At 73.1% G+C, this 22,507-nt stretch carries 19 protein-coding genes; 10 read left to right on the forward strand and 9 right to left on the reverse strand.

Features of this window, described 5'->3' with window-relative positions:
* Nucleotides 1-13 precede the first annotated feature (13 nt).
* From MUY14_RS21010 to MUY14_RS21035, 6 genes are read right to left on the reverse strand one after another with little or no spacing between them, the layout of a single operon-like run.
* Nucleotides 14-799, reverse strand: coding sequence for a class I SAM-dependent methyltransferase (locus MUY14_RS21010; RefSeq protein ID WP_247024864.1), 786 nt, complete (start codon nt 797-799; stop codon nt 14-16).
* A gap of 5 nt (nt 800-804) precedes the next feature.
* Complete coding sequence (locus MUY14_RS21015) at nt 805-1,758, reverse strand: LLM class flavin-dependent oxidoreductase (RefSeq protein ID WP_247024866.1); 954 nt, start codon at nt 1,756-1,758, stop codon at nt 805-807.
* Complete coding sequence (locus MUY14_RS21020; protein WP_247024868.1) at nt 1,745-2,038, reverse strand: phosphopantetheine-binding protein; 294 nt, start codon at nt 2,036-2,038, stop codon at nt 1,745-1,747. Before MUY14_RS21020 ends, MUY14_RS21015 begins: the two co-directional genes overlap by 14 nt.
* Before the next feature lie 28 nt (nt 2,039-2,066).
* Complete coding sequence (locus MUY14_RS21025) at nt 2,067-3,101, reverse strand: SIS domain-containing protein (protein ID WP_247024870.1); 1,035 nt, start codon at nt 3,099-3,101, stop codon at nt 2,067-2,069.
* Nucleotides 3,102-3,126: 25 nt separating this feature from the next.
* Entirely contained in the window at nt 3,127-3,948 is an 822-nt protein-coding gene (locus MUY14_RS21030) for a BtpA/SgcQ family protein (protein WP_247024872.1), read from the reverse strand.
* Entirely contained in the window at nt 3,941-5,515 is a 1,575-nt protein-coding gene (locus MUY14_RS21035; protein WP_247024874.1) for a pyridoxal phosphate-dependent aminotransferase, read from the reverse strand. Before MUY14_RS21035 ends, MUY14_RS21030 begins: the two co-directional genes overlap by 8 nt.
* A 431-nt stretch (nt 5,516-5,946) precedes the next feature.
* Between MUY14_RS21035 and MUY14_RS21040 the strand changes: the two genes are divergently transcribed.
* Complete coding sequence (locus MUY14_RS21040) at nt 5,947-6,687, forward strand: hypothetical protein (protein WP_247024876.1); 741 nt, start codon at nt 5,947-5,949, stop codon at nt 6,685-6,687.
* 65 nt (nt 6,688-6,752) lie between these two features.
* Entirely contained in the window at nt 6,753-7,250 is a 498-nt protein-coding gene (locus tag MUY14_RS21045) for a hypothetical protein (protein ID WP_247024878.1), read from the forward strand.
* Nucleotides 7,251-7,576: 326 nt separating this feature from the next.
* On the opposite strand, the gene MUY14_RS21050 is transcribed toward MUY14_RS21045, so the two are convergent.
* Nucleotides 7,577-8,578, reverse strand: coding sequence for an aldose epimerase family protein (locus MUY14_RS21050; protein WP_247024880.1), 1,002 nt, complete (start codon nt 8,576-8,578; stop codon nt 7,577-7,579).
* Nucleotides 8,578-9,423 (reverse strand): TauD/TfdA family dioxygenase, encoded by an 846-nt coding sequence (locus tag MUY14_RS21055; protein ID WP_247024882.1) that lies wholly within the window; start codon nt 9,421-9,423, stop codon nt 8,578-8,580. The genes MUY14_RS21050 and MUY14_RS21055 overlap by 1 nt, the downstream gene beginning before the upstream one ends.
* A gap of 251 nt (nt 9,424-9,674) precedes the next feature.
* On the opposite strand from MUY14_RS21055, the gene MUY14_RS21060 reads away from it, so the two are divergent.
* From MUY14_RS21060 to MUY14_RS21095, 8 genes are all read left to right on the forward strand, one after another.
* A complete protein-coding gene (locus MUY14_RS21060; RefSeq protein WP_247024884.1) occupies nt 9,675-9,941 on the forward strand; it encodes an acyl carrier protein in 267 nt (88 codons plus the stop codon).
* A 1-nt stretch (nt 9,942) separates the two neighbouring features.
* Nucleotides 9,943-10,998, forward strand: a complete 1,056-nt coding sequence (locus tag MUY14_RS21065) for a GNAT family N-acetyltransferase (protein WP_247024886.1) — start codon at nt 9,943-9,945, stop codon at nt 10,996-10,998.
* Between the two features lie 38 nt (nt 10,999-11,036).
* Nucleotides 11,037-12,593 carry an amino acid adenylation domain-containing protein gene (locus MUY14_RS21070; protein ID WP_247024888.1) on the forward strand — a complete coding sequence of 519 codons (1,557 nt, stop codon included), beginning with the start codon at nt 11,037-11,039 and terminating at the stop codon, nt 12,591-12,593.
* Nucleotides 12,593-13,027 carry a cobalamin-dependent protein gene (locus MUY14_RS21075; protein ID WP_247024891.1) on the forward strand — a complete coding sequence of 145 codons (435 nt, stop codon included), beginning with the start codon at nt 12,593-12,595 and terminating at the stop codon, nt 13,025-13,027. The genes MUY14_RS21070 and MUY14_RS21075 overlap by 1 nt, the downstream gene beginning before the upstream one ends.
* Nucleotides 13,024-14,403: a methylaspartate mutase gene (locus MUY14_RS21080; protein ID WP_247024893.1), complete on the forward strand. Its 1,380-nt coding sequence runs from the start codon at nt 13,024-13,026 to the stop codon at nt 14,401-14,403. Before MUY14_RS21075 ends, MUY14_RS21080 begins: the two co-directional genes overlap by 4 nt.
* A gap of 149 nt (nt 14,404-14,552) precedes the next feature.
* Entirely contained in the window at nt 14,553-16,403 is a 1,851-nt protein-coding gene (gene asnB, locus MUY14_RS21085) for an asparagine synthase (glutamine-hydrolyzing) (RefSeq protein WP_247024894.1), read from the forward strand.
* 16 nt (nt 16,404-16,419) lie between these two features.
* Nucleotides 16,420-17,640, forward strand: a complete 1,221-nt coding sequence (locus MUY14_RS21090) for an MFS transporter (protein ID WP_247024895.1) — start codon at nt 16,420-16,422, stop codon at nt 17,638-17,640.
* A 40-nt stretch (nt 17,641-17,680) separates the two neighbouring features.
* Nucleotides 17,681-19,129 carry a glutamate--tRNA ligase gene (locus tag MUY14_RS21095; RefSeq protein WP_247024896.1) on the forward strand — a complete coding sequence of 483 codons (1,449 nt, stop codon included), beginning with the start codon at nt 17,681-17,683 and terminating at the stop codon, nt 19,127-19,129.
* 1 nt (nt 19,130) lies between these two features.
* On the opposite strand, the gene ileS is transcribed toward MUY14_RS21095, so the two are convergent.
* Nucleotides 19,131-22,244 (reverse strand): isoleucine--tRNA ligase, encoded by a 3,114-nt coding sequence (gene ileS / locus MUY14_RS21100; protein WP_247024897.1) that lies wholly within the window; start codon nt 22,242-22,244, stop codon nt 19,131-19,133.
* Nucleotides 22,245-22,507 lie beyond the last annotated feature (263 nt).

The following is a 22,507-nucleotide window of genomic DNA, read 5'->3' on the forward strand; positions in this document are numbered from 1 at the left end:
ACATCGGGGTGCGTCAGGCTTTGCGGGCCCGGTAGATCGCCCGGCACGGGACCGCCGTCCGGGAGCACGAGCCCGAGTCGCACTTGAGGTCCTCGCCGCCGAAGTCGTGCGGCAGGGGCTCGAAGCCCGCCGCGCGCAGGGCGCCCGTGACGTCCTCGGCGTCGTAGTACCAGCTCGTCAGCGTCTGGTCCACGCGCTGCACCCGGTCCCCCGCGCCGAACACCCCCGACACGCGCAGCATGCCCGTGCGGGTGTCGGTGTCCCAGACCCCGCGCTTGACCACCACCGCCTCGGCGGTGTCGGTGAGCGTGACGTTGTTCCAGTGCAGGAAGTGCGTCTGCTCGTAGAGGTCGAAGACGAACTCGCCGCCCGGGGCGAGCGCCGCGTGCGCCGCGGAGAAGCAGGCCTGCAAGTCCTCGGTGGACGGCAGGTGGTTGAGCGCGCCGTCCATGCTGACGCACGCGGACACCGGTGCCGGCAGCCGGAACGCGCGGGCGTCGGACTGCACCACCGAGAACCGGCCGGCTTCGATCGCCCCGGCGTGGCGGGCGCGGGCCAGGTCCAGCATCGACTTCGACCCGTCGACGCCGTGCAGCGTCCAGCCCGCGTCGAGGAAGCAGGCCGCGGTGACGCCGGTGCCGCAGCAGATGTCCACGGCGGTGCGGTCGGTGCCCGGCACGGTCGCCAGGTGGGCGACCAGCTTCGGCGAGAACCGGTTGACCCAGCCGGTGTAGCTGTTGTCGAAGAAGGAGGCGAACCCCTCCGAGTAGTAGTTGCCCATCGTGGCTTCCTTTCTCACCGGCGTCACCGGGACGCGCGGAGCTGGGGGACGACCTGGTCGGCGAAGAGCGTGACGCAGCGCCAGTCCACCGGCGGCCGGACGCCGAGCACGAAGTCGGTGACCCCGAGCCCGACGTAGGGGCGCAACGCTTCGGCGCACTGCTCCGGCGTGCCGAAGACCAGGTATTCCGGCCACACCGGGGAATCGGGCGGGTACCGCCGCCGCAGCCGCTCGAGTTCACCGGGCAGGTCCGCGGGGTCCTCGACGAGCAGGGCGCGGAAGGTCATCGACCGCCGGACGCTCGCCGGGTCGCGGCCGGCTTCCTCGCACAGGCGGTCCAGGCGCGCGCTGCGCTTGCGGTACTCGGCCGGGCCGGCGAGCAGGCTGTTCCAGACGTCCCCGTGCCGCGCCACGGTGCGCAGCACCGGCTCGCTCACGCCGCCGACCACCAGGGGCAGCCGCGGCTGGACCGGGACGGGCCGCAGGTGGGCGTCGGTGAGGTGGAAGTGCTTGCCCACAAAGGTGACCGGCTCGCCCGACCACAGTCCTCTGAGGACTTCCGCGGTCTCTTCGAGCATCCCGAGCCGGTCCGCGCGGGACGGCTGCGGCAGGCCGTACTGCCCGTGCGCCAGATCGGCACCGCCGACGCCGATACCCAGTTCCATCCGGCCGTCGCTGACGTGGTCAATGGTGGCGGCGAGCGCGGCCAGCACGGCCGGGTGCCGCCACGCCACCGGGGCGACCATCAGCGCGCAGCGGACGCGGCTGGTGCTCGCGGCGAGCGCGGACAACAGGGTGGTGCCCTCGAAGCACGGCCCGGCCGGCCCGCCCATCGGCGGGCGCAGGTGGTCGAACACCGAGCACCAGTCGTACCCGAGCGCTTCGGCGCGCTGCCACAATTCCTTGATCTCGCCGTAGCTTTCGTACTGCTGTCCGGAGTGGACCCCGAACCGCAGCCGCGGCTCAGACGCGGTCACGAGCCGGTCCTGCCGCCGCGGCCACCGGCTCGATCGCGGCGGCCAGCGTGCGGACGCTGCGGAAGGTGTCGGGGGTGATCAGTTCCGGGGGCAGCTCCGCGCCCAGGCCGGCCTCGATGGCGACCAGCGTCGCGACGGTGCGCAGCGACGTCAGCCCCGCCTCGCCCAGCGGCGAGTCCGGGCCGAGGTCCGCCGCGGTCGCGGGCAGCTGGCGCAGGACGAGCTCGCGCAGGGCCGCGACCAGTGCGTCACCGGTCCGCCCCGCCAGTGCGTTTCCCATGTCCTCTGTCTCCTTTCCTCGGTGCGGTTCAGCCGGGCAGGTCGGCCAGGAACGGTTCGCGGTCCAGCTCGGCCGCCATCGCCGCGGCGAGGTACGGGGCGAAGACGCCGTGCACGAGCGGCGCGAACTCCTCCCGCACCGGGCCCGCGACCGGGATGTCGGCCTCGCTTCCGCCGACGAAGCGCAGCCGGCGGCCGCGCTGCCGGGCCCGTTCGGCGAGGGCCCGCGCCCGCCGCTGCGCGGTCCCGGGCTGGGCGAGCACGAACACCGGGAGGTCGGTGGGCCGGCAGAACCGCTCGACGTGCCACCACTCTTCGGTGTCCTGCCCGAAGCTGGGCGCGCCGGTGGCCTCGATGAGCTTCGCGGCGGCGTGCAGGGCGGTCCCGTGGCTCGGCCCGGTGCCGAGGAACACCCGCAGCGGCGCGTGCGCGATGTCGGCCGCGGTCTTGACGCAGGCGGGCCGGACGAGTTCCGCCGTCTCCTCGACCACCGCGGCCAGGCCGCCGAGTTCGCCCGTCAGACCCTGGAAGTCCACTGTGGACAATACGGCTCGGCGCGCGCCGAGCCCGATCGCGAGCGCCAGCAGGGTCAGCAGGCTCAGCTGGTGGGTGCGGACGCCCGGCGACGGTTCCAGGTCGGTGAGTTCGGTGACGAGCGCGTGCTCCGCGGCGCCGGTGACGGCGGTGCCGGGCCGTCCGGTCACCGTGACGGTCATCGCGCCGAGTTCCCGTGCCAGGCCCAGTGCCTCGGCCACCATCGGGCTGCCACCCGAGGCCGAGACGCCGACGGCGAGCGTGCCGGGGCCCGTCCCGGGGTCGGGGTGGTCGGCGAACCGTTGCGCGGGCAGGGGTTCGGCCGCGACGCCGGCGAACCGCGCGAACGCGAGCGCGGCCGCGTGGGCGGCGTGGTGGGAATCGCCGTTGCCGAGCAGGACGACCCGTCCGATCCCGGCGAACCCGGGCGCCGCCACGAGGTCCGCCACCCGTTCCGCGATCCCGCCGGCGCACGCCCGCAGGTCCGCGCCGAGCCGATCCGCCTGCCGCACCAGCACTTCCGCCTTCATCCGCGGTTCGCCCGCCCTTCGTCGTTCACTGCTGCACCGCGCGGACTTCGCGCACGTAGTCGTGGACGAGCCGCTCGTCGATCTCACCGCCCCAGCCGTCGCGTTCCAGGCAGGTGCCGACGAACGCGCCGTCGGCCGCGCCCAGCAGCCGCGCGGCGTTGCGGTGGTGGGTGTGCCCGGCCAGGAGCACCGGCGCCGAGGGCGCCGTCTCGCGGACCGAAGCGATCATCGCCAGCGCCTTGTCCTCGTCGCGGTGGGCGAGGGTGACCGCGTCCGCGCCGGCGTCCACGGCGTGCTTCGCGACCTGCCCGGTGGTCTTGTCCCCGGTGAGCCACGAGAAGTGCATCGAGTCCACGTCGGCGACGACCGCGACGTCCCCGGCTTCGATGGCGCGGCGGTAGGTCATCACCCGCAGCGGGTCGCCCTGGACGAGGCCCTGCGGGCTGAGCGTGGCCCCCACCAGGGTGGCGGCGCGCACGAACGACGCGCCCGCCACCGCCGCCACGGCCAGCGACGCCGAGATCGCGTTGCGCATGATCTGCACCCCGGTCCGGAAGCCCGGTCCGGTGGCCCGTACGACTTCGGCCACCACGAGCGCCATCGCCGCGACGCGGGCCGGGTCGGCTTCGTCCTCGGTCCCGTAGACGCGGTCGGCGGTCTGGACCAGGCACCCGTCGGCGCCGCCGTTCTCCAGGGCGCGGGCGGAACGCACGGCGGTCTCGGTGATCCCGGCAAAGGTGCCGCTGCGGTGGTACGGGCTGCCGGGCAGCGGCGGCAGGTGGATCATGCCGAGCACCGCCTTGTGCCCGGCGCGGGCCGCGAACCCGGCCGTCGGGCGCTCAGACACGGAGCACCCCCGGCTCGGCCACGGCGTAGGCCAGGCGGTCACCGGCCTCCGCGAGCTCCGCCCACGGCCGGGCCGTGGTCACCCGGACCACCCCGCCGGAGAAGCAGAAGTTGAGGATGCCCGGGTAGGTCGACACCCCGGTGGTGCGCAGCAGGTCGCGGAAGCACCGGTAGCTGTCGTCCCAGCCGGGGACGCGGACCGCGGCGTTGATGGAGTACGCCGGGACGGTCACCCTGGCCACCGCCGAGAGCCGGTGGCACGCCGCGTCGCGCAACGCCGTCAGCGCGTCCTGGCGTTCCCAGCGCTCCCGCCGGTAGCCCGCGTAGGCCACGCCCAGCCGGTCGGCGTCGAGGCGGTAGGCGGGCTCGAACTCCGCGACCTCGGCCGCGCCGGGCCGGTCGAGCCCGGTGACCAGCCAGCGTTCCATCCGGGCGAGCAGCTCGACGACCGTGTAGAGGAACGACGGCGGGCCACCGAACGCGGTCGACGCGTGCTCGTAGTACTCGTCGATGAACTCCCGGCCGGCCAGGATCCAGCCGATCTTCATGCCCGGCGCCGACCAGTTCTTCGACAGGCTCGACACGCGCACGACGTTGCTCGCGGCGCGGGCGGTGCCGCGGGTGCGCCGCGGGCCGAGCCACTCGTGGCACTCGTCGAGGATGATCGTGGTGCGCGGGCCCGCGGCGCGGATCAGCCGGGTCAGCTCGTCCTCGTCGACCAGCGCGCCGGTGGGGTTGGCGGCGGTCTGGATCATGACCAGCGGCGTATCGGCCGACAACGCCTGGATGAGCGGCTCGAGCGACGTCCGGCCCGCGGTGCTGGGCAGCGGCACCAGCCGGACGTCGCCGCGTCGGGCGACCGCCTCCACCAGCGGCGGGTAGTTGGGGATGCCGCACAGCGCAGGCCCGGTCGGGCCGGTCCGGCCGGTGAGGAGGAAGTCGGCCAGGGTGCTCACGGTGAACGTGCCGCCCATGGTGAGCGCGACGTTGTGCTCGTCGTAGACGTCCCGCTCCATCAAGGCGTTCTCGTACGCGGCGACGGCTTCCCGCGCCGGTATCCGGCCGCGCGAGTCCGAGTAGCCGTACCAGTCGCGGTCGAGGGCGAAGCGCACGCAGTCCTTGAGCGCGGCGGGCAGTCCCCAGCGTTCTTCATCGACCGCGCCGCTCGAGAGCAGCAGCTGCCGGTCGGCCGCGAGGTCGCCGTAGAGGTCGTCGCGGAAGTACCAGTTGAAGAGCTCCTTGACGAACCGGACGGTGGCTCGCGAAGCCAGGGCTTCTTCGGCGCCGACGTGGCGCCGGCGGCGGGAACCGCGCCAGAGTTCGGCGAGACCGGGGCGCAGGGCGTCGGCGCCGAGTTCGTGTTCGACGCGGCCGAGCCACAGGTCCCGCAGTTCGAAGGCGTCCCCGGGATCTTCCGCGCGGGCGATGACGTCGAGCAGCCGGTCGTCGACGTCGGGGCAGAAGGTGTCCAGGTCCGCCTCGGCGGGCCGGGCGAGCGCGGCACAGGCTCGCGCGTCTTCGGGAACCGTTATGCGCCGTGGCCGGGACGGGGGATCGAACAGCGGCATGAACCGGGCTCCGTTCTGGGCCGGGCCTGATCGGACAGCTCACCAGATCCGCAGGCGTGGGATGGGGCCGGCACGAACCGCCGGCTGCGCGAAGGTGCGACTTCGGTGATTTCGCCCCGAATTGCGGGCACCGATCACGTTAGCGATTCGGCCCGGACCCGGCCAACCACGCCGCTCTTCGCCCCCTCATCACCGGGTAATCGACCCCGCCGACATAAAATGTCCGGGGTAATCGGACGGTAAAGCGTGATTTCCCGCGGCGAATACCGGGCAGCTGATTACCGCGCGATGAGCGGATCCCTGAATTCGTAACTGTACAGATGTCGCACCGGCACCGTACGTTCGATGGCGGCCAGGATCACTGGCGATCCCGACGAATCGCCGTTCGCGCCGGAGCCAGAGCCCGGAACGCCGAGGAAAAGGATTGGTCGATGGAAGCGGTTTCCCAGACGATGAAGCACGCGCCGGACGAGGAGAACGAGGTCCAGGACCTCATCGGGTTCCGCGACCCGGCGCAGAACCGGGTGACACCGGTCGCCCAATGGCCCGCCGACATCGCCTTCGCGATCGTCGACCGGCTGGCGTCGGTGGTCCGCGAAGCGCACAAGTCCGAAGAAGCCACCTCCCCCGACGCCGAGGGCATCGTCCGCGCCCAGACGTTCGAGGAGGGCGACGTCTACATGCTGGCGAGCCCGTTCGACGGGTACTTCGCCGACCGCTACCTGATGGACTTCTACGACGTCGAAGAGCGGGACATGTGTTCCCGCATGCACCTGCACACGGGCCTGCGTTTCGTGCGCATGATGACCGGGCCCGGCACGCGCATCCGCGTCTCCAGCCTGTCGCCGTTCATCGTCGGTGACGTCCCGGGCGTGACGCCGTTCGCGCCGGAAGCCTTCGAAGACGACCTGCCCGGCACCCCGGAGGGCCACCGGCGCACGCGGTACAACCTGATCGTGCCGGAGAACTCGTGGGTGGACATGCAGATCCCGCGCGGCACTTCGCACCAGTTCAACGCGATCGGCCCGAACGCGGTCATCGACTCGGTGCATCCCGAGGAGTCGATCGAGGTGTTCCGCGAGAGCATGCGCGACTACAAGATGATGGCCCAGACCATCTTCCTCGCCGAGGAGAAGCAGAGCGCGGAGACCTGCGCCGACCTGCCGCGGTGAGCGGGACGCGCACGGTTCCCCCGGACCGTGCGCCCCCGCGTGCCGCCCGACGAACGGGGAGGACGATGACCACGCAGCACTGGGAAATCGCGACCGACGCCGCCGAGGTCCACGCGCTGCTCTGCGCGAGCGACCAGCACCAGGGCCGCCGGTTCGGCTCCCCCGTCCCGGCGCGCAACCCCGCCACGACCGAGTCCCGCGTGCGTGCGGGGGTGGTGCACCTGTTGCGCGCGGACGACCGCGCGGCGGCGATGTTCACGTTGACCTGGCACCCGGCTTTCGAGCCGCCGACCGGGGTCTTTCCGGAGGCGCACACCCCGGCTTACCTGAGCAGGCTCGCCGTCCACCCTTCACTGGGCAATTCCCTGGCCGGGCCGCAATGCTTGCGGCGTGCGGTGTCGATCGCGCGGGAGAGCGGTGCGGATGCGCTGCGGGCCGAGGCGAATCCGGATCTGGAGTCCACAGTGGACGTGATGGTCCTGCTGGGCTTCACCCGCTGCGGCCCGATCTTCGGCGGTGAGGGTTCGCCGCGGCGGACCTACCTCCAGCACCCGCTGAGCTGATCCGTTACGGGTTGGGGTGGTGGGGCGCCCGAGGTCGCGAATGACTCATGGGGGCCTCGGAAGTCCCCCATGAGTCATTCGCGGCATCCGGAACGCAACCGAAAGCGGCAGACAGCGCTGGAACTGGCTGCGCGGCCGAAATGGTGCACCGCACGGTGCCAGTGCGGCGCACCCGCGGTCGGCGCGACCGAACCAGCGCACCACACGGGTACCGGTGCGCATCACCCGGCATCCGCCACCCCAAAGTGGTACACCGCACGGCGCCAGTGCGGCGCACCCGCGGTCGGCGCGACCGAACCAGCGCACCACACGGGTACCGGCGCACATCACCCCGCGTCCGCCACCCCGAAGCGGTGCACCGTCCGATGCCGGTGCGTTTCACCCGGGTCGAGGCGGACCGAAGGGTAGTCCGGCCGGTTGGGCGCATCGGGGAACGCGCCCGTCTCCAGGCAGATCCCGCCGCGCGGGTTCCCTGTGAACCAGTCCCCCGTGTAGACCCCGACCGCCGGCTGGTCCGTGCTCACCCGCATCACGCGGCCGCTCGCCGGGTGGGTCAGTGTGGCCAGCTCCTCCTCGTCCGGGACCAGGAAGCAGTTGTCCACCCGCACCCCCGCCAGCTCACGCACCGCCGTGAAGTCGCGCGCGGTGCCGGACACCGCCTCCGGTGCCCCCGGCAGCGGGACCAGGTCCGGGTCGAAACGAACCGCTTCCGTCGCCGCGAGGCGCAGGCGGTGGTCGTCGATCGTTCCCTGCCCAGCCAGGTTCCAGAACGCGTGGTTCGTGAGGCCGACCACGGTCGGCGCCGTCGTCCGCGCCCGGTGCGCGATCACCAGTGTGCCGTCCGGCTCGGCGCGGTAGCTCGTGCACACCGTCAGCTCGCCGGGGTAGCCCTGGTCGCCGTCCGGGCTGGTCGTCGTGAACCGGACCTCCAGTGCGTCGCCGTCGGGGGACGCCTCGGCCGACCACACGTGCCGGTCGAGGCCCTCCGTGCCGCCGTGGACGTGGTGGCGGCCTTCGTTGCGGTCCAGGCGGTGGCGCACGCCGTCCAAGGTGAACTCCGCACCCGCCACGCAGCGGCAATAACGACCGACCGTCGCGCCGACGTACGGGTTGCGGGCCCGGTCGAGGTAGGCGTCCAGGTCCGGCAGGCGCAGGCACACGTTGGCGTGCCGCCCGTCCCGGTCCGCGGCCAGCACCTCCACCAGCGTCGCCCCGTAGCTCCACGCCGTGATCGCGAACCCCGAACCGGTGTGCAGCGTGTACGCCTCGACTTCCGTGACCGGCCGGCCCGGGACCTTGCCGACGGTCGTGCGCTCGATGCCCCGCATCAGCGGATGCGCAGCCGCTTGAGGTGCCGCGGTTCGCCCGCCGGGGCGGTGCCCGCCGTCCGGCCGTGGAAGTGGCGCCGGTTGTCGATCACCACCAGCAGCCCGCGCTGCCAGTGCACGCCCCGCGCGCCGGGGGCGTACATCGCCGCGTGGAGGTTCTCCAGCGCGACGTCGACCGCTTCCGGCGGGTCGCCGCCGTCGTTGACCCAGTCGAGGCGCCCGCCGAGGAAGTCGCGGAACGAGAACACCGGACGGCCGTCGTGCTCGCGCAGGATCGTCTCCCCCGGCGGCAGGTGCGCGTAGCGGGTGCGGGACAGCACTTCGCGGTCCGGCGCGGACAACCGCCCGAAGATCTCTTCCATCGGCACCAGGACGGTCTGCGCCGCGGTCGGCCGCGGGCCCGGGTGGCAGCACATCAGCACGATGTACCGCGGCTGGTCGACGGCCACCCGGCCGCTGCCTTCGGTGTGCAGCGACAGCGAGTTCTCGGCGAACGGCTGCAGCGAGACGTCGTCGGTGCGCCGGTTCTTGCCGAGCAGGTTCAGGATCACGCCGCCGGTCACGAACGGCTGCACCGCCGGGTCGGTCTCCTCGGTCGCGGTGCCGAGCCGGGCGCCGAACGCGACGAACTCCTCGTCGGCGAACGGCTCGTCGAGCAGCACCACGCCGGCGCCGTGCTCACGCAGCATCGGCTCGACGAGGGCGAAGACGTCGGCCGCGCGGGGTGCCGAGGTCTTGGCGACCCCGTCGAACGGCGGTGGCAGCACCCGGCCGGCGTCGAGCAGTTCGTGGCGCGACCGGGCGTACCCGGGAGCGGCCTTCTCCTCGTAGGATCCCTTCGACACCTTGACCTCCGTCTTCGGTCGTGCGGTGGACGCGAGCCCACGCTAGGCGCGACCCGCCCACCACCGGGTAAACGGCACCGCGGCCGCGCTCACCGCGCGGTAATCCGCCGTGCCGGGGTAATCGGCGGGTAACCGGCGGCCAGTGCGCCGCGGTGGCGCCCCACGTGCCGCGCGATTACCTCCGCGCGGGGGCGCCCGCGCTACGTTCGGGGAGCCCGGACCACCGCCCGACCCCGGATCTGAGGTGACCGATGAAAACCGACGCGACCGCCGCGGAGCAGGCCGTGCTCGACCGGCTCCGCGCGTGCCTCGGCGAGGTCCTGCCCGTGGAGCCGCTCGCGGCCGACTACGACCTCATCGCCAGCGGCGTGCTGGACTCCTCGCGCTTCCTGGCGGTGTTCGTCGAGCTCGAAGACCACTTCGGCATCCGCATCACCGGTGACGACATCAGCCAGGACAACTTCCGGACCCTCGAACGGATCGCGCGGTTCGTCCGCGCCAAGGGCGGGGACGCCTGACGTGGCCCTCGACTTCGTCCTCACCGGCTACACGCCCGGAGACCGCGCCGAAGCCTGTGCCTTGCAGGACCCGTTGCTGCGCGGCGGTCCCGAGGGCAACGGGTCCTACTTGGACTGGAAGTACCTCGAAAACCCCTACCTGGACGGCCGGTACGTCGTGCTGGCCCGGACTCCCGGTGGGGCGCTGGCCGGGATGGTCGGCGTGTTCGGGTCCGGCTGGGAGGTCGACGGGCAGCGGTTCGTGCTGCCGTGCCTGACCGACACGATCGTCGCGCCGGAGCACCGCAACGGACCGGTGTTCCACGCGATGGTCGACGAGGTCCTCGCCCGCCTGCGCCGGGACAACGTGCCGTGGCTGCTGGACTTCGGCGACCAGGGCACCGTGCCCGCGATGCTGATCCGCGGCTGGCAGCAGGTCGGCCCGTGGGGGCAGGCGGTGCTGAACCGCCCGGCCGGGCACGGTTTCCGCGGCCCGTGGTCCGCGCTCCCCGACGCACGGGGCACGCGGTCCGGCGTGACGATCACCGCGGCCACCGCACCGGACGTCGAGGCCATGGCGGCGGTCGCGGCGGCCCTGCCCGGTGACGGCCGGGTCCGGGTCGCGCGCACGGCGTCGTACTTCGGCTGGCGCGCGGCGAACCCGCTGGCGAAGTACTACTACCTCCTGGCCCGAAGCGAAACCGGCGCGGTGGAGGGGTACCTCGTCGCCCACCGGTCCGGTGTGGACACCGACGACGGGCCGACCCCGACCACGGTCGTCGACTGCGAAGCGAGCAGCGACGACGTCCAGGCCGACCTCGTGCGGCTCGCCGCCGAAACCCTGCCCGGCACCCGGTTCCTGCTGTGGACCCGCGACCTGCCGGACCCGGTCCTCAAGGAACTCGCCGGCCTCGGCGCCGAGTTCGTCGAACCGACCGGGCGGCCCACCCGCGACCGGCCGCTGCCGAGCCTGCTGATCCGGGCGACCGGCGCGCAGACCGTTCCCGCCGCGCTGGCGGACCTGGTCAAGCCGGACTCGTGGGACTTCCGCGGGGTGTCCGGCCGCGGCTGGCGCTAGCCGGCCCTTCCCACCGCCAGAGGCAGAGAGGATTCCCAGTGGCCGGCCAACGAGCAGCAGGCTTCCCGGGCGCGACGCTCACCGGCGAGCACCACGAGCTGACCGCGGCGTCCGTCGTGGCCCTCATCCGCGAGCGGGCCGAAGCCACGCCCGGCGCGGTCGCGATCGAAAGCGACGGCGGCGTGACCACCTTCGGCACGCTCTGGCGGCGTTCCGTCGTCATCGCCGCCGCGCTGCGCGAGATGGGCGTGGAACGCGGTGAGCTCGTCGGCGTCGTCGCGCGCCGCACCCCGGAGAGCATCGCGGCGATGATCGCGGTGATGGCGGCCGGCGCGGCCTACGCGCCCATCGACCCGACCAACCCCGCCGGGCGGGTCCGCCTCATCCTCGAGCAGGTCAGCCCCCGGTTCGTGCTGTGGGACGGGACCGGTGACGCGGACTGCACCTTCGGCTACCCCGGCGTCGACACCTCCCGGCTGCCGGAGCCGGGCACGGTCCCGGCCATGGCCGAGCCGCGGCCGGGCGACGTCGCCTACGTCGTGTTCACCTCCGGCTCCACCGGCCTGCCGAAGGGCGTCCAGGTCGAGCACCGGTCCCTGGTCAACTACATCGGCTGGGCCGAGGCGCACGTCCTGCCCGCCGCCGGCGGCGCGGCCTGCCCGGTCTTCGCGAGCATGAGCTTCGACCTGGCGCTCACGACGCTGTGGGTGCCGCTGGCGCACGGGCGCACGATCGTCCTGCTCGAGTCCTCGTGGAACTACGCGAGCCTGTTCGCCCGCCGCGCCCGTCCCTACGACTTCATCAAGGCCACCCCGAGCCACTTCCGGCTGTTCGAGCGGATGCTCGAGCCGGACTACCGGGCCGTCGCGCACCGGCTGATGATCGGCGGCGAGCCCCTCGAACCCGCCATGCTGAAGGCGATGGGCGAGCGGCTCGACGGCGTTCAGGTGGTGAACCACTACGGGCCGACCGAGACCACCATCGGCTGTTTCGCCCACCGCAGCGAGGTGCGCGACCTGCCGGACCTGCCGACCGTGCCGATCGGCACGCCGGCCTGGAACACCGGGGCGTACGTGCTGGACGAACGCGGCGAGCCGGTGGGAGCCGGCGGCCACGGCGAGCTCTTCGTCGCCGGCGCGGGCATCGCCCGCGGCTACCTCGGCGGGGACGGCGGCCGGTTCCTCGACGACCCCGCGTTCGGCGGCCGCGCCTACCGGACCGGCGACATCGTCGAGGTGCTGCCCGGCGGGATGCTGCTGCACCTCGGGCGGGCCGACGGGCAGCTCAAGGTCAACGGCCACCGCTTCGAGGAGGCCGAGCTACGCCGGCATGCCCTGACGCTGCCGCGGGTGGCCGACGCCGCGTTCGACATCATCCGCGGCGGCACGCTCGACGTCGTCGAGGCGTTCGTCGTCTTCGACCACCGCGGGGACGCGCCGACGGAACGGGAGATCCGCGCGGGGCTGGCCACGCTGCTGCCGCCCGAGCTGGTGCCGCGGCGGATCCACGTCGTCCCCGAGATCCAGGTCAACGCCAACGGGAAGCGCGACGTCCGCGCCACCCGGGAGCAGGCCGCGCTGCAGGAGGTGCGGTGATGCCCGGCCGCGGCCCGATCGTCCTGGGCGTGACCGCCAGCGACGCCCACTCGGTCGCCAACCAGCTCATCGCCCACCGGCTGCGGGCCGAGGGCTACACCGTCGTCAACCTGGGTGCCTGCACGCCGGTCGAGGAGTTCGCGCAGGCCGTGCGCGAGCACCCGGGCACCCTCGCGGTGGTCGTCGGCAGCCTCAACGGCCACGCCTGCGACGACCTGCGCCCGCTGCCGGCCGCCCGGGCCGCCGGCGACCTGCCGTGCCCGATCGTCCTCGGCGGCAACCTGTCCGTCGGCAGCCACAAGGACGGCAGCGCCGAGGACCGGCTGCGCGCGCTCGGCGTCGACCACGTCCTGGCCGGGCTCGGCGAACTCGTGCCGCTGCTGCGCGAACTGGAGCGGCGCGCCGCTTCCGCGCGGGCACCCCGCGCCGGATGAACGGCCCGCCGGCCCTGCTCCCCTTCGCCGCTCCCGGTGCGGAGGCCGACTTCCCGTCCACGGCCGAAGTCGTGCGGTACGCCCACGCCCGGCCGACCGCCCGGGACGTGCTCGCGCGGGCGGCCGGGCGCGGGGTGCCGGCGATCCAGCCCCGCTGCGGCGTCGGCGGCCACGCCGAGATGCTCCGGCTGCTGCGGCAGCTGGAAACCGGGGCGGCGCCGGACATCCTGACGCTGACCATCGACTCGTTCACCCGGCTCAACCGGTTCGACCAGGCGCTGCGCGCGGTCAACACGGACCCGGCGGCGCTCAACGGCTACCCCCTCGTCGCGCACGGCTGGCGGCGCGGCCGCGAGCTGGTCGAAGCGGTCTCCGCCCCGGTGGAGATCCGGCACGGCTCCCCCGACGCCCGCGCGTTGTTCCGGGTCTCCGTGGCCGCCGGCGCGACCTCGTTCGAGGGCGGCGGGATCTCCTACAACCTCCCGTACTGCAAGGACGTCCCGCTGGCGCACTCGCTCGCCTGCTGGCGCGAGGTGGACGCGCTGACCGGCGACCTCCACCGGGCCGGGCTCACGCTGGACCGCGAGCTGTTCGGCACCCTGACCGCGGTGCTGGTCCCGCCGTCGATCAGCCTCGCCGTCGGGATCATCGAAGCGAGCCTGGCCGCCGCCGAGGGCGTGGCGTGCCTGTCGCTGTCCTACCCGCAGGGCGGGAACCTCGCGCAGGACGTCGCCGCGTTGCGCGCGATCCCCTTGCTGGCGAAGCGATACCTGCCGGACGGCGTCGAGGTCTACCCGGTGCTGCACGAGTTCATGGGCGTCTTCCCCGCTCAGCGGGTCAACGCCGACCAGCTGATCTTCTACGGGGCGCTCACCGCGCGGCTCGGCGGCGCCGCCAAGCTGGTCACCAAGACCCACCAGGAGGCGCTCGGCATCCCCGACGCGGCGGCGAACGTCGACGGGATGCGCCTGGCCGCCGTGGCGAACTCGCCGCTGCTGGACTTCGTCCGCGTCGACGAGGAGGCCGTCGAGGCGGAACTCGCGGGGATCCTCGCGGAGGTCGACGAGCTCGCCGGGCCCGTCCTCTCGGCCGCGGACCCGGCCCGTGCCGTCGTCGAGGCGTTCGCCGACGGCACGCTCGACATCCCGTTCAGCGCCAGCAAGCACGCCCGCGGCGAGGTGCTGCCCTGCCGGGACGCGACCGGCGCCATCCGCTACGCCGCGGCCGGCGGGCTGCCGCTTTCCCCGGCGTCCGTGCGGCGGAACCGCCGGAGCCTGCGGTTGCCGCCCGGCGAACCGGACATGGCCGCGCTGGTCGACCGCGTCTCCGACGACATCGGCCACTTCCCGCGACTGTTCGGAGAGGACACTCGATGAGCGCACGAAACCCCCGCGGCGGCCGGGATTACCGCCCGGTGGCGCGGTGCTTACCGCGACCGGGCTCCTCGCGCCGGAACCGCTGGTAGCGTCCCCGTCGAGACTTTTCCCTTCCCCGCAACGGAATTCGCACCCGGAGGAGCAGACGCATGTGCGGCATCACCGGCTGGGTCGCCTTCGACCGCGACCTCCGCCAGGAAACCGGAGCACTGGCGGCGATGACCGCGACCATGTCGTGCCGCGGCCCGGACGCGGCCGGCACCTGGGTCGACCCGCGCGGGAGGGCGGCGCTCGGGCACCGCCGGCTGGCCGTCCTCGACCTCGAGGGCAGCACCCAGCCGATGACCCTCGACGTCCCGGGCGGGACCCTCGCGCTCACCTACAGCGGCGAGGTCTACAACTACGCCGAGCTGCGCGCCGAACTCCGCCGCCGGGGCCACGACTTCCGCACCACCGGTGACACCGAAGTCGTCCTGCGCGGCTACCTGGAGTGGGGCGAGGCGGTCGCGGAACGGCTCAACGGCATGTACGCCTTTGCCGTGTGGGACGCCCGGACGCAGCGGCTCGTGCTGGTGCGCGACCGGATGGGCGTCAAGCCGCTGTACTACGAGTCCACTTCGGACGGAGTCCTGTTCGGCTCGGAACCCAAGGCGCTGCTGGCCCATCCGGAGGCCGGCCGCGAGGTCGGGCTCGACGGCCTGCGCGAGCTGTTCGCCTTCGTCAAGACCCCGGGGCACGCGGTGTGGGCCGGGATGCGCGAAGTCCGGCCCGGCACCGTGGTCACGGTCGACGCGCGCGGATCGCGCGAACACGCGTACTGGTCGTTGAAGACGGTGGCGCACCCCGACGACCGCGCCGAATCGATCGCCCGCGTGCGGGACCTGCTGACCGACATCGTGACCCGGCAGCTGATCGCCGACGTCCCCCGCTGCCTGCTGCTGTCGGGCGGGCTGGACTCCAGTGCCGTCACCGCGCTCGCCGCCCGGGAACTGGCCGGTCACGGCGAAAAGGTTCACAGCTTTTCCGTCGACTTCGCCAGCCAGAGCGAAACGTACGTGCCCGACGCGGCGCGGCCCACCCCCGACGCGCCTTACGTCCGGGAAGTGGCCGCGCACGTGGGTTCCGTGCACACGGAGATCGTGCTCGACGCCGGCGCGATGGCCGACCCGGCGGTCCGCCGCGCGGTGATCGAGGCCCGGGACGTCCCGGCGGGCACCGGCGACACCGACGTTTCGCTCTACCTGCTGTTCAGCGCGATCCGCAAGCACTCCACGGTCGCGCTGTCGGGCGAAAGCGCCGACGAGGTCTTCGGCGGCTACCACTGGCACCGCTCGCCCGAAGCGCAGCGCGCGGGCACGTTCCCGTGGATGTCGGCGGCCAACGGCGCCCCGGCGAACGGGCAGGGCCGCGACGGCACCGTCCTGCGGCCCGAGCTGCTCGACCTGCTCGACATCCCGGCCTACACCCGCGACCGCTACGCCGAAGCGGTCGCCGAGGTCGAGCACCTGCCCGGCGACGACGCGGAGACCCGCGACCGCCGGGTCACGTCGTACCTCGGCATCACCCGCTTCATGCGCATGCTGCTGGACCGCAAGGACCGGCTGAGCATGGCCGCGGGGCTGGAGGTGCGCGTGCCTTTCTGCGACCATCGGCTGGTGGAGTACGTCCACAACGCGCCCTGGACGGAGAAGAGCTTCGACGGCCGGGAAAAGAGCCTGCTGCGCGCGGCGGCGGGCGACCTCCTGCCGCACTCGGTCGCCACCCGGGTCAAGAGCGCCTACCCGTCGATCCAGGCGGCGGGCTACCTGGCGGCGTTGCGGGAGCAGGCGAACGAGCTGCTCGCCGAGCGGCACCACCCGGTGTTCGACCTGGTGAACGGCGCCTGGCTGGAAACCGCGGTGCGGGAACCGGGCGCACCCGGTGTCCGAAGTGGACTGGAGCGCTGCCTGAACCTGGCCGCCTGGCTCGACCTCCGCCGCCCCCGGCTGCTGCTGTCCTGACGCGAAGGAGTTCCCGGTGTTCCGCTCGATACCCGCGGCCGCGCGCCGGATCGCGCTCGCGAGCCTGTTCCTGACGGCGGGGCACGGCGCGTTCATGACCTGCTCGGCGCTCTACTTCACCCAGGTGGCCGGGCTTTCGCCGGCCAAGCTGGGCCTCGGCCTGACCATCGCCGGCGCGGTCGGGCTGCCGGCCGGCATGCCGCTGGGGCACCTGGCCGACCGGCTCGGCCCGCGCGCGACGACTGCGTGGCTCGTCGCGCTCAACGGCGTCGGCGCGGCCGGGTACCTGTTCGTGCGCAGCTTCGCCGCGCTCCTGGTCACGGCCTGCTTCTTCGTGGTGGTGCAACGGGGATCGCGCGCGGCCCTGCAGTCCCTGATCGCGGGCCTGGTCGACGTCGACGGCGTCGTCCGGACGCAGGCGGTCGTGCGCTCGGTCAACAACATCGGCATCGGCGTGGGCGCGGCGGTCGCCGGGATCGCCCTCCAGATCGCGACACCGACGGCGTTTTCGGTCGTGCTGGTCGTGAACGCGCTGAGCTACTTCGTCTCGGCGGCGCTGTTCCGGTCGCTCCCCTACGTCGCGCCGGCCCCGGCACCGGCGGCGGACGCGCCCAAACGGGCCGTCCTGCGTGACGCGCCCTTCGCGGCGCTCACCGCGATCACCGCGGTCCTTTCGCTGCACACGGTGCTGCTGGAACTGGTGATACCGCTGTGGATCACCCGGCACACCCACGTCCCGACCGCCGTGGTGACCGTGCTGTTCGTGCTGAACAGCGTCGCGGTGATCCTCTTCCAGATCCGGATCGGCATGCGGGTGAGCACGATGGAGCGGGCCGTGCGCACCGCCCGGCTGTCCGGGTTCGTCCTGCTGACCGCGTGCGCGCTCTTCTCGTTCTCGGCCTTCGGCCCGACGACCCTGTCGATCGTCCTGCTGGTGGCGGCGGGCGCGGTGCTCGCGCTGGGCGAGATGCTCGTGTCCGCGGCCGTCTGGACGATCACCTTCAAGCTCGCCCCGCCCGGGAAACAGGGCCAGTACCAGGGTTTCTCGATGACCGGCTACGCGGCGGCGGTCATGGTCGCCCCCACCCTGCTGACGTTCCTGATGATCGAATGGGGTTCCCCCGGCTGGTTCGTGCTGGGCGCGGCGTTCGTGCTCGCGAGCCTGCCGACGGGGGCGGTCGTGGCGTGGGCCGCGCGCCGGAACCCCGAGCCCGCCGAAGTCCCCGCCGCCTCCTGAGCCCCGCCCGTCCACCAGTCACGACCCGTGGAGTACGACCATGCCCGACCTTCCCCCCGCGCCGGTGCGCACCGTCTTCGCCCCTTCGCCGATCGGCCGGCCGAGCCTCGGCCTGGTCCGCATGGCCGTCTACAACTGGGCGCTGGCCCGCCACCACGGCGGCACCTTCGTGCTGCGCGTCGAAGACACCGACGAGGCCCGGGTGCGGCCCGAGTTCTACGAGCCCCTGCTCGACGTGCTGCGCTGGCTGGGCCTCGACTGGGACGAGGGTCCGGGTACCGGCGGCGCGCACGGTCCGTACCTGCAGACCGAACGCCGTGAGCTGCACCTCGACGTGGCCCGGCGGCTGCTGGCGGCCGGCGAGCTCTACGAGTCGTTCTCGACGCCGGAGGAGGTCGCCGGGCGGCGCACCCGGGCCGGCCAGGACCCGCGGCTCGGGTACGACAACGCCGACCGGCACACGAGCGAGCGGGAGAAGGCCGCGCACCGCGCCGCCGGCCGCCGCCCTTCGCTGCGGCTGCGCCTGCCCGACGGCGAGACGGTCTTCGACGACCTCGCGCGCGGCGAGATCGTCTTCAAGGCGGGCAGCGCGGCCGACCCGGTGCTGGTGCGCGCCAACGGGCGGCCGACCTTCGCGCTCGCCGGCCCGGTGGACGACGCGCTGATGGGCATCACGCACAACATCCGCGGCGACGCGATGCTGCCGCTGGTGCCGCGCCAGCTCGCGGCCTACCGGGCGCTCGAACGCATCGGCGTCGCCCGCGCGGTCCCCCGGCTCGGGCACGTGCCGATGGTGCTCGCCTCGAACGCGAAGATCCTCAACAGCCAGCAAGATCCCGCCGCGGACGCGCTGGGCTACCGGGACGCGGGCGTCCAGGCGCGCACGGTGGTCAACTACCTGGCCGCGCTGGGCTGGTCGCACCCCACGCGCGGCGGCGTCTTCACGCCGGCGGAGCTGGTGGCGGACTTCGACGTCCGGCGCGTCCGCACCCGCCCCGGGCGCCTCGACGTCAAGCGGCTCACCGACCTCGACACGACCCACCTGCGCGAGCTGACCGCCGGGGAGTTGACCGAGGCGCTCGTGCCGCACCTGGCCCCGCTGGACGGGAACCGGCTCGCCCTGCTCACCCGGGCGGCTCCCGCCTTGCGGCGCCGGGCGAAATCACTCCCCGAAGCCGCACGGGCCGCGGCAGCCCTCTTCGACGACGAACCCGCCGCGATCCAGGAACCGGACTTCGGCGCGCTGCAAGCCGCCCGCGACGCACTGGCCGCACTTTCCCCGTGGACCGAAGAAACGCTCTCGGCCCTGCTCAAGGGCGGGCTCGCCAAGGCGTCGGTGACGGCGGTGCGCACCGCCGTCACCGGACCCGCCCACGGTCACCTGCTGCTCGACTTCCTCGTCCTGCTCGGCCCCGAGCGCGGCTTGCGGCGGATCGACGGCGCCCTGGCGCGATCCACCGCGCAGTGGCACCGCGACCGGGTCGCCTGACTCACGCCTTCGCGACCCGCACGGCGATCTCCCCGGCTTCTTCGGCCACCGTCAAGGAAGCCGCGAGGGTCTCGCGGGCGATGAGGTCCTGGTGCGCCAAGACGGCTTGCCGCACCTGCGCCGGGGCGCCGATCGCCAAGGTGATGCGATCGGCGACCTCGAGACCGGCGTCCCGGCGCGCCTGCTGCACCGCGCGGACGACGTCGCGGGCGATCCCCTCGGCCACCAGGTCCGGGGTGAGCCCGGTGTCCAGCGCGATCGTCACGCCGCGCTGCGACTCCACGACCCAGCCCGTCCGCGGGACCTCCGTCACCAGCACGTCGGCCGCGCCGAGTTCCAGCTCTTCGCCGGCCACGTCGACGGTGAACGCGTCCCGGTCCCGCAGGCTCGCCAGCACGACCCCGGGGTCCGCCCCGGCAATCGCGGTGGCCACCTGCTGGGTGCGCTTCCCGAACCGCTTGCCCAGCTCCCGGAAGTTCGCCTTCACCTGGACGTCGACGACCTCGCTCGCCGCGTCCAGCGGCTGCAGCGCCTTGACGTTGAGCTCGTCGGCGACGTCGTCGAGCAGGTCCTGGGGCAGCGTGACGCCCGGCGGCAGGCCGACCAGCGCGCGGGCGAGCGGCTGGCGCACCCGGATGCTCGTCGTCTTGCGCGCCGCGCGGCCGGCCTCGGCCAGCGCCCGCGCCGTCGCGACCTGCCCGGGCAGCTCCGGGACGAGGAGATCGTCCCGCACCCGCGGCCAGGTCGAGAGGTGGACCGACTCGGCCGCCGCCGGGTCGCCGCGGCGGACGACCCGCTGCCACACCTCTTCGGTGATGAACGGCACGAGCGGCGCCAGCAGCCGGGTGAGCACGTCGATGCATTCGTAGAGCGTGGAAAGCGCGTCCTGGTCCCCGGCCCAGAAGCGCTGCCGCGACCGGCGGACGTACCAGTTCGACAGGTCGTCGACGAAGTCCGCGAGCAGCCGGCCGGCGCGGGCGGTGTCGTAGGCGTCCAGCTGCTCGGTGACCCCGGCGGTCAGCGCCTGCAGCCCGGCGAGGATCCAGCGGTCCAGCACGTGCCGCTCGCCGGCCGGGCGCGCCGATTCCGGCGTCCAGGCCGCACCCGCCGCGTACAGCGAAAAGAACGACGCCGTGTTCCAGTACGTCAGCAGGACCTTCCGCACGATCTCGTCGAGCGGGCCGGCGCCGACCCGGCGTGCCGACCACGGCGAACCGGAGCACGCCATGAACCAGCGCAGCGCGTCGGCGCCGTGCGCGTCCATCAGCGGGATCGGCTCGAGGATGTTGCCGAGGTGCTTGCTCATCTTGCGGCCGTCTTCGGCCAGGATGTGCCCGAGGCAGACGACGTTTTCGTACGGGGACTTGTCGAAGACCAGCGTGCCGATCGCCATCAGGGTGTAGAACCAGCCGCGGGTCTGGTCGATCGCTTCGCAGATGTACTGGGCCGGGTAGGTCTTTTCGAACGCTTCGACGCTGCCCGGCAGGTGCGGGTAGCCCAGGGACGCGAACGGCATCGCGCCCGAGTCGTACCAGGCGTCGATCACTTCGGGGACGCGGGTGGCGGTCTCCCCGCAGTCGGGGCAGGCGAAGGTGATCGCGTCGACGTACGGGCGGTGCGGGTCCAGCCCGGCCAGCTCCCGGCCCGCCAGCGTGCCCAGCTCGGCGCGGGAGCCGACGGCCGTGACGTGCCCGTTCCCGCAGCGCCACAACGGAAGCGGCGTACCCCAGTACCGCGAGCGCGACAACGCCCAGTCGACGTTGTGCTCCAGCCAGTCGCCGTAGCGGCCGTGCTTGATGTGCTCGGGGAACCAGTTCGTCCGCTCGTTTTCGCGCACCAGCGCGTCGCGCACCTCGGTGGTGCGGATGTACCACGACGGCTGCGCGTAGTGGATCAACGGCGTGTGGCAGCGCCAGCAGTGCGGGTAGGAGTGCTCGAACTCCTCGAAGCGGAACAGCGTGCCGCTCTGCCGCAGCGCTTCGACGAGCGGCGCGTCCGCGTCCTTGAAGAAAAGGCCGCCCACGAGCGGCACGGTGGTGAGGAACCGGCCGTCCGGGCCGACCGGGTTGACCAGCGGCAGCCCGTTCGCGCGGCAGACCGCGAGGTCGTCCGCACCGAACGCGGGCGCCTGGTGCACCAGACCGGTGCCGTCGGTGGTGGTCACGTACTCGGCGGGCACCACGACGTGCGCGTCGGGGATCTCGACCAGGTCGAACGGACGCCGGTAGTGCAGCCCGGCGAGGTCCGCGCCGGTGACCGTCGCCAGGGTCTCGGCGTCCTCGCCCAGCACGGCGGCGACCCGCGGTCCGGCCACCACGAAGGTGCCTTCGGCGGTGCGGGCCACGACGTAGGTGACCTCGGGGTGCACCGCGACCGCGGTGTTCGACACGAGCGTCCAGGGCGTGGTGGTCCAGATCAGGAGCTCGGCTCCGGCGACCCCGGCGACCGGCGTGGTCAGCGGGAACCGGACGTAGACCGACGGATCGGTCACGACCTCGTAGCCCTGGGCGACCTCGTGGTCGGACAGCGTGGTGCCGTCCTTGGCGCAGTAGGGCGCGACCCGGAAGTCCTCGACCAGCCGGCCGGCCTCGTGGATGCGCTGCAGCGACCACCACACGCTGTCCACGTACTCCGGCGACATCGTCCGGTAGGGGTGGGACAGGTCGATCCAGTAGCCCATGCGCTCGGTGAGCTGCTCGAACTCGCCGACGTGGCGCAGCACGGATTCCCGGCAGCGGTCGTTGAACTCGGCGATCCCGAGCTTCTCGATGTCGGGCTTGCCGGAGAGCCCGAGTTCCTTCTCCACGGCGAGTTCGACCGGCAGCCCGTGGCAGTCCCAGCCGGCCTGACGGGGTACCGAGTAGCCCCGCATCGTCCGGTAGCGCGGGAAGACGTCCTTGAAGACGCGGGCCTCGACGTGGTGGGTGCCGGGGTGCCCGTTCGCGGTGGGCGGCCCCTCGTAGAACACCCACGGCGGGCCGTCCGCGGTCTGCTTCAGGCTGCGGGCGAACACGTCGTTGTCCTGCCACCACGTGATCACGCCGCGCTCGAGGGCACCGAAGTCGACGTCGGCGGGCAGCGGGGTGAAGGGGGACGGCGGCCTGTTCTCGGTCATGTTCGCGGGCTCCTCGGCTTCGTCACGTCTCGCACGGATGAGGTGTCAGCTCATCCCTGCGGGGACGAAGCCCGGCTGCCCGGTTCTCCGCGGTACCACCCCGCTTGCACCCGGCGGACCGGGTGCCCCTCGCTTCGGCCGCGTGACGTGCGACGCCCGTCCGGTTCTACTGGGGCCAGCCGGCCCGTTCTTCCGGAGGCTCCCCGGTGATCGCCGGATCGGTGCCTGTGCCCGAGCACTATACCGGCGCCCGCCCGCGTCAC

It is taken from the genome of Amycolatopsis sp. FBCC-B4732 (assembly GCF_023008405.1).
Taxonomy (GTDB): Bacteria; Actinomycetota; Actinomycetes; order Mycobacteriales; family Pseudonocardiaceae; genus Amycolatopsis; species Amycolatopsis pretoriensis_A.

Excerpts from the sequence above, each read along its gene's own strand:
- MUY14_RS21020 (WP_247024868.1), bottom strand. The coding sequence starts at position 2,038 with ATGGGAAACGCACTGGCGGGGCGGACCGGTGACGCACTGGTCGCGGCC.
- MUY14_RS21025 (WP_247024870.1), bottom strand. The coding sequence starts at position 3,101 with ATGAAGGCGGAAGTGCTGGTGCGGCAGGCGGATCGGCTCGGCGCGGAC.
- MUY14_RS21035 (WP_247024874.1), bottom strand. The coding sequence starts at position 5,515 with ATGCCGCTGTTCGATCCCCCGTCCCGGCCACGGCGCATAACGGTTCCC.
- MUY14_RS21040 (WP_247024876.1), top strand. The coding sequence starts at position 5,947 with ATGGAAGCGGTTTCCCAGACGATGAAGCACGCGCCGGACGAGGAGAAC.
- MUY14_RS21045 (WP_247024878.1), top strand. The coding sequence starts at position 6,753 with ATGACCACGCAGCACTGGGAAATCGCGACCGACGCCGCCGAGGTCCAC.
- MUY14_RS21050 (WP_247024880.1), bottom strand. The coding sequence starts at position 8,578 with ATGCGGGGCATCGAGCGCACGACCGTCGGCAAGGTCCCGGGCCGGCCG.
- MUY14_RS21060 (WP_247024884.1), top strand. The coding sequence starts at position 9,675 with ATGAAAACCGACGCGACCGCCGCGGAGCAGGCCGTGCTCGACCGGCTC.
- MUY14_RS21075 (WP_247024891.1), top strand. The coding sequence starts at position 12,593 with ATGCCCGGCCGCGGCCCGATCGTCCTGGGCGTGACCGCCAGCGACGCC.
- MUY14_RS21080 (WP_247024893.1), top strand. The coding sequence starts at position 13,024 with ATGAACGGCCCGCCGGCCCTGCTCCCCTTCGCCGCTCCCGGTGCGGAG.
- asnB (WP_247024894.1), top strand. The coding sequence starts at position 14,553 with ATGTGCGGCATCACCGGCTGGGTCGCCTTCGACCGCGACCTCCGCCAG.
- MUY14_RS21095 (WP_247024896.1), top strand. The coding sequence starts at position 17,681 with ATGCCCGACCTTCCCCCCGCGCCGGTGCGCACCGTCTTCGCCCCTTCG.
- ileS (WP_247024897.1), bottom strand. The coding sequence starts at position 22,244 with ATGACCGAGAACAGGCCGCCGTCCCCCTTCACCCCGCTGCCCGCCGAC.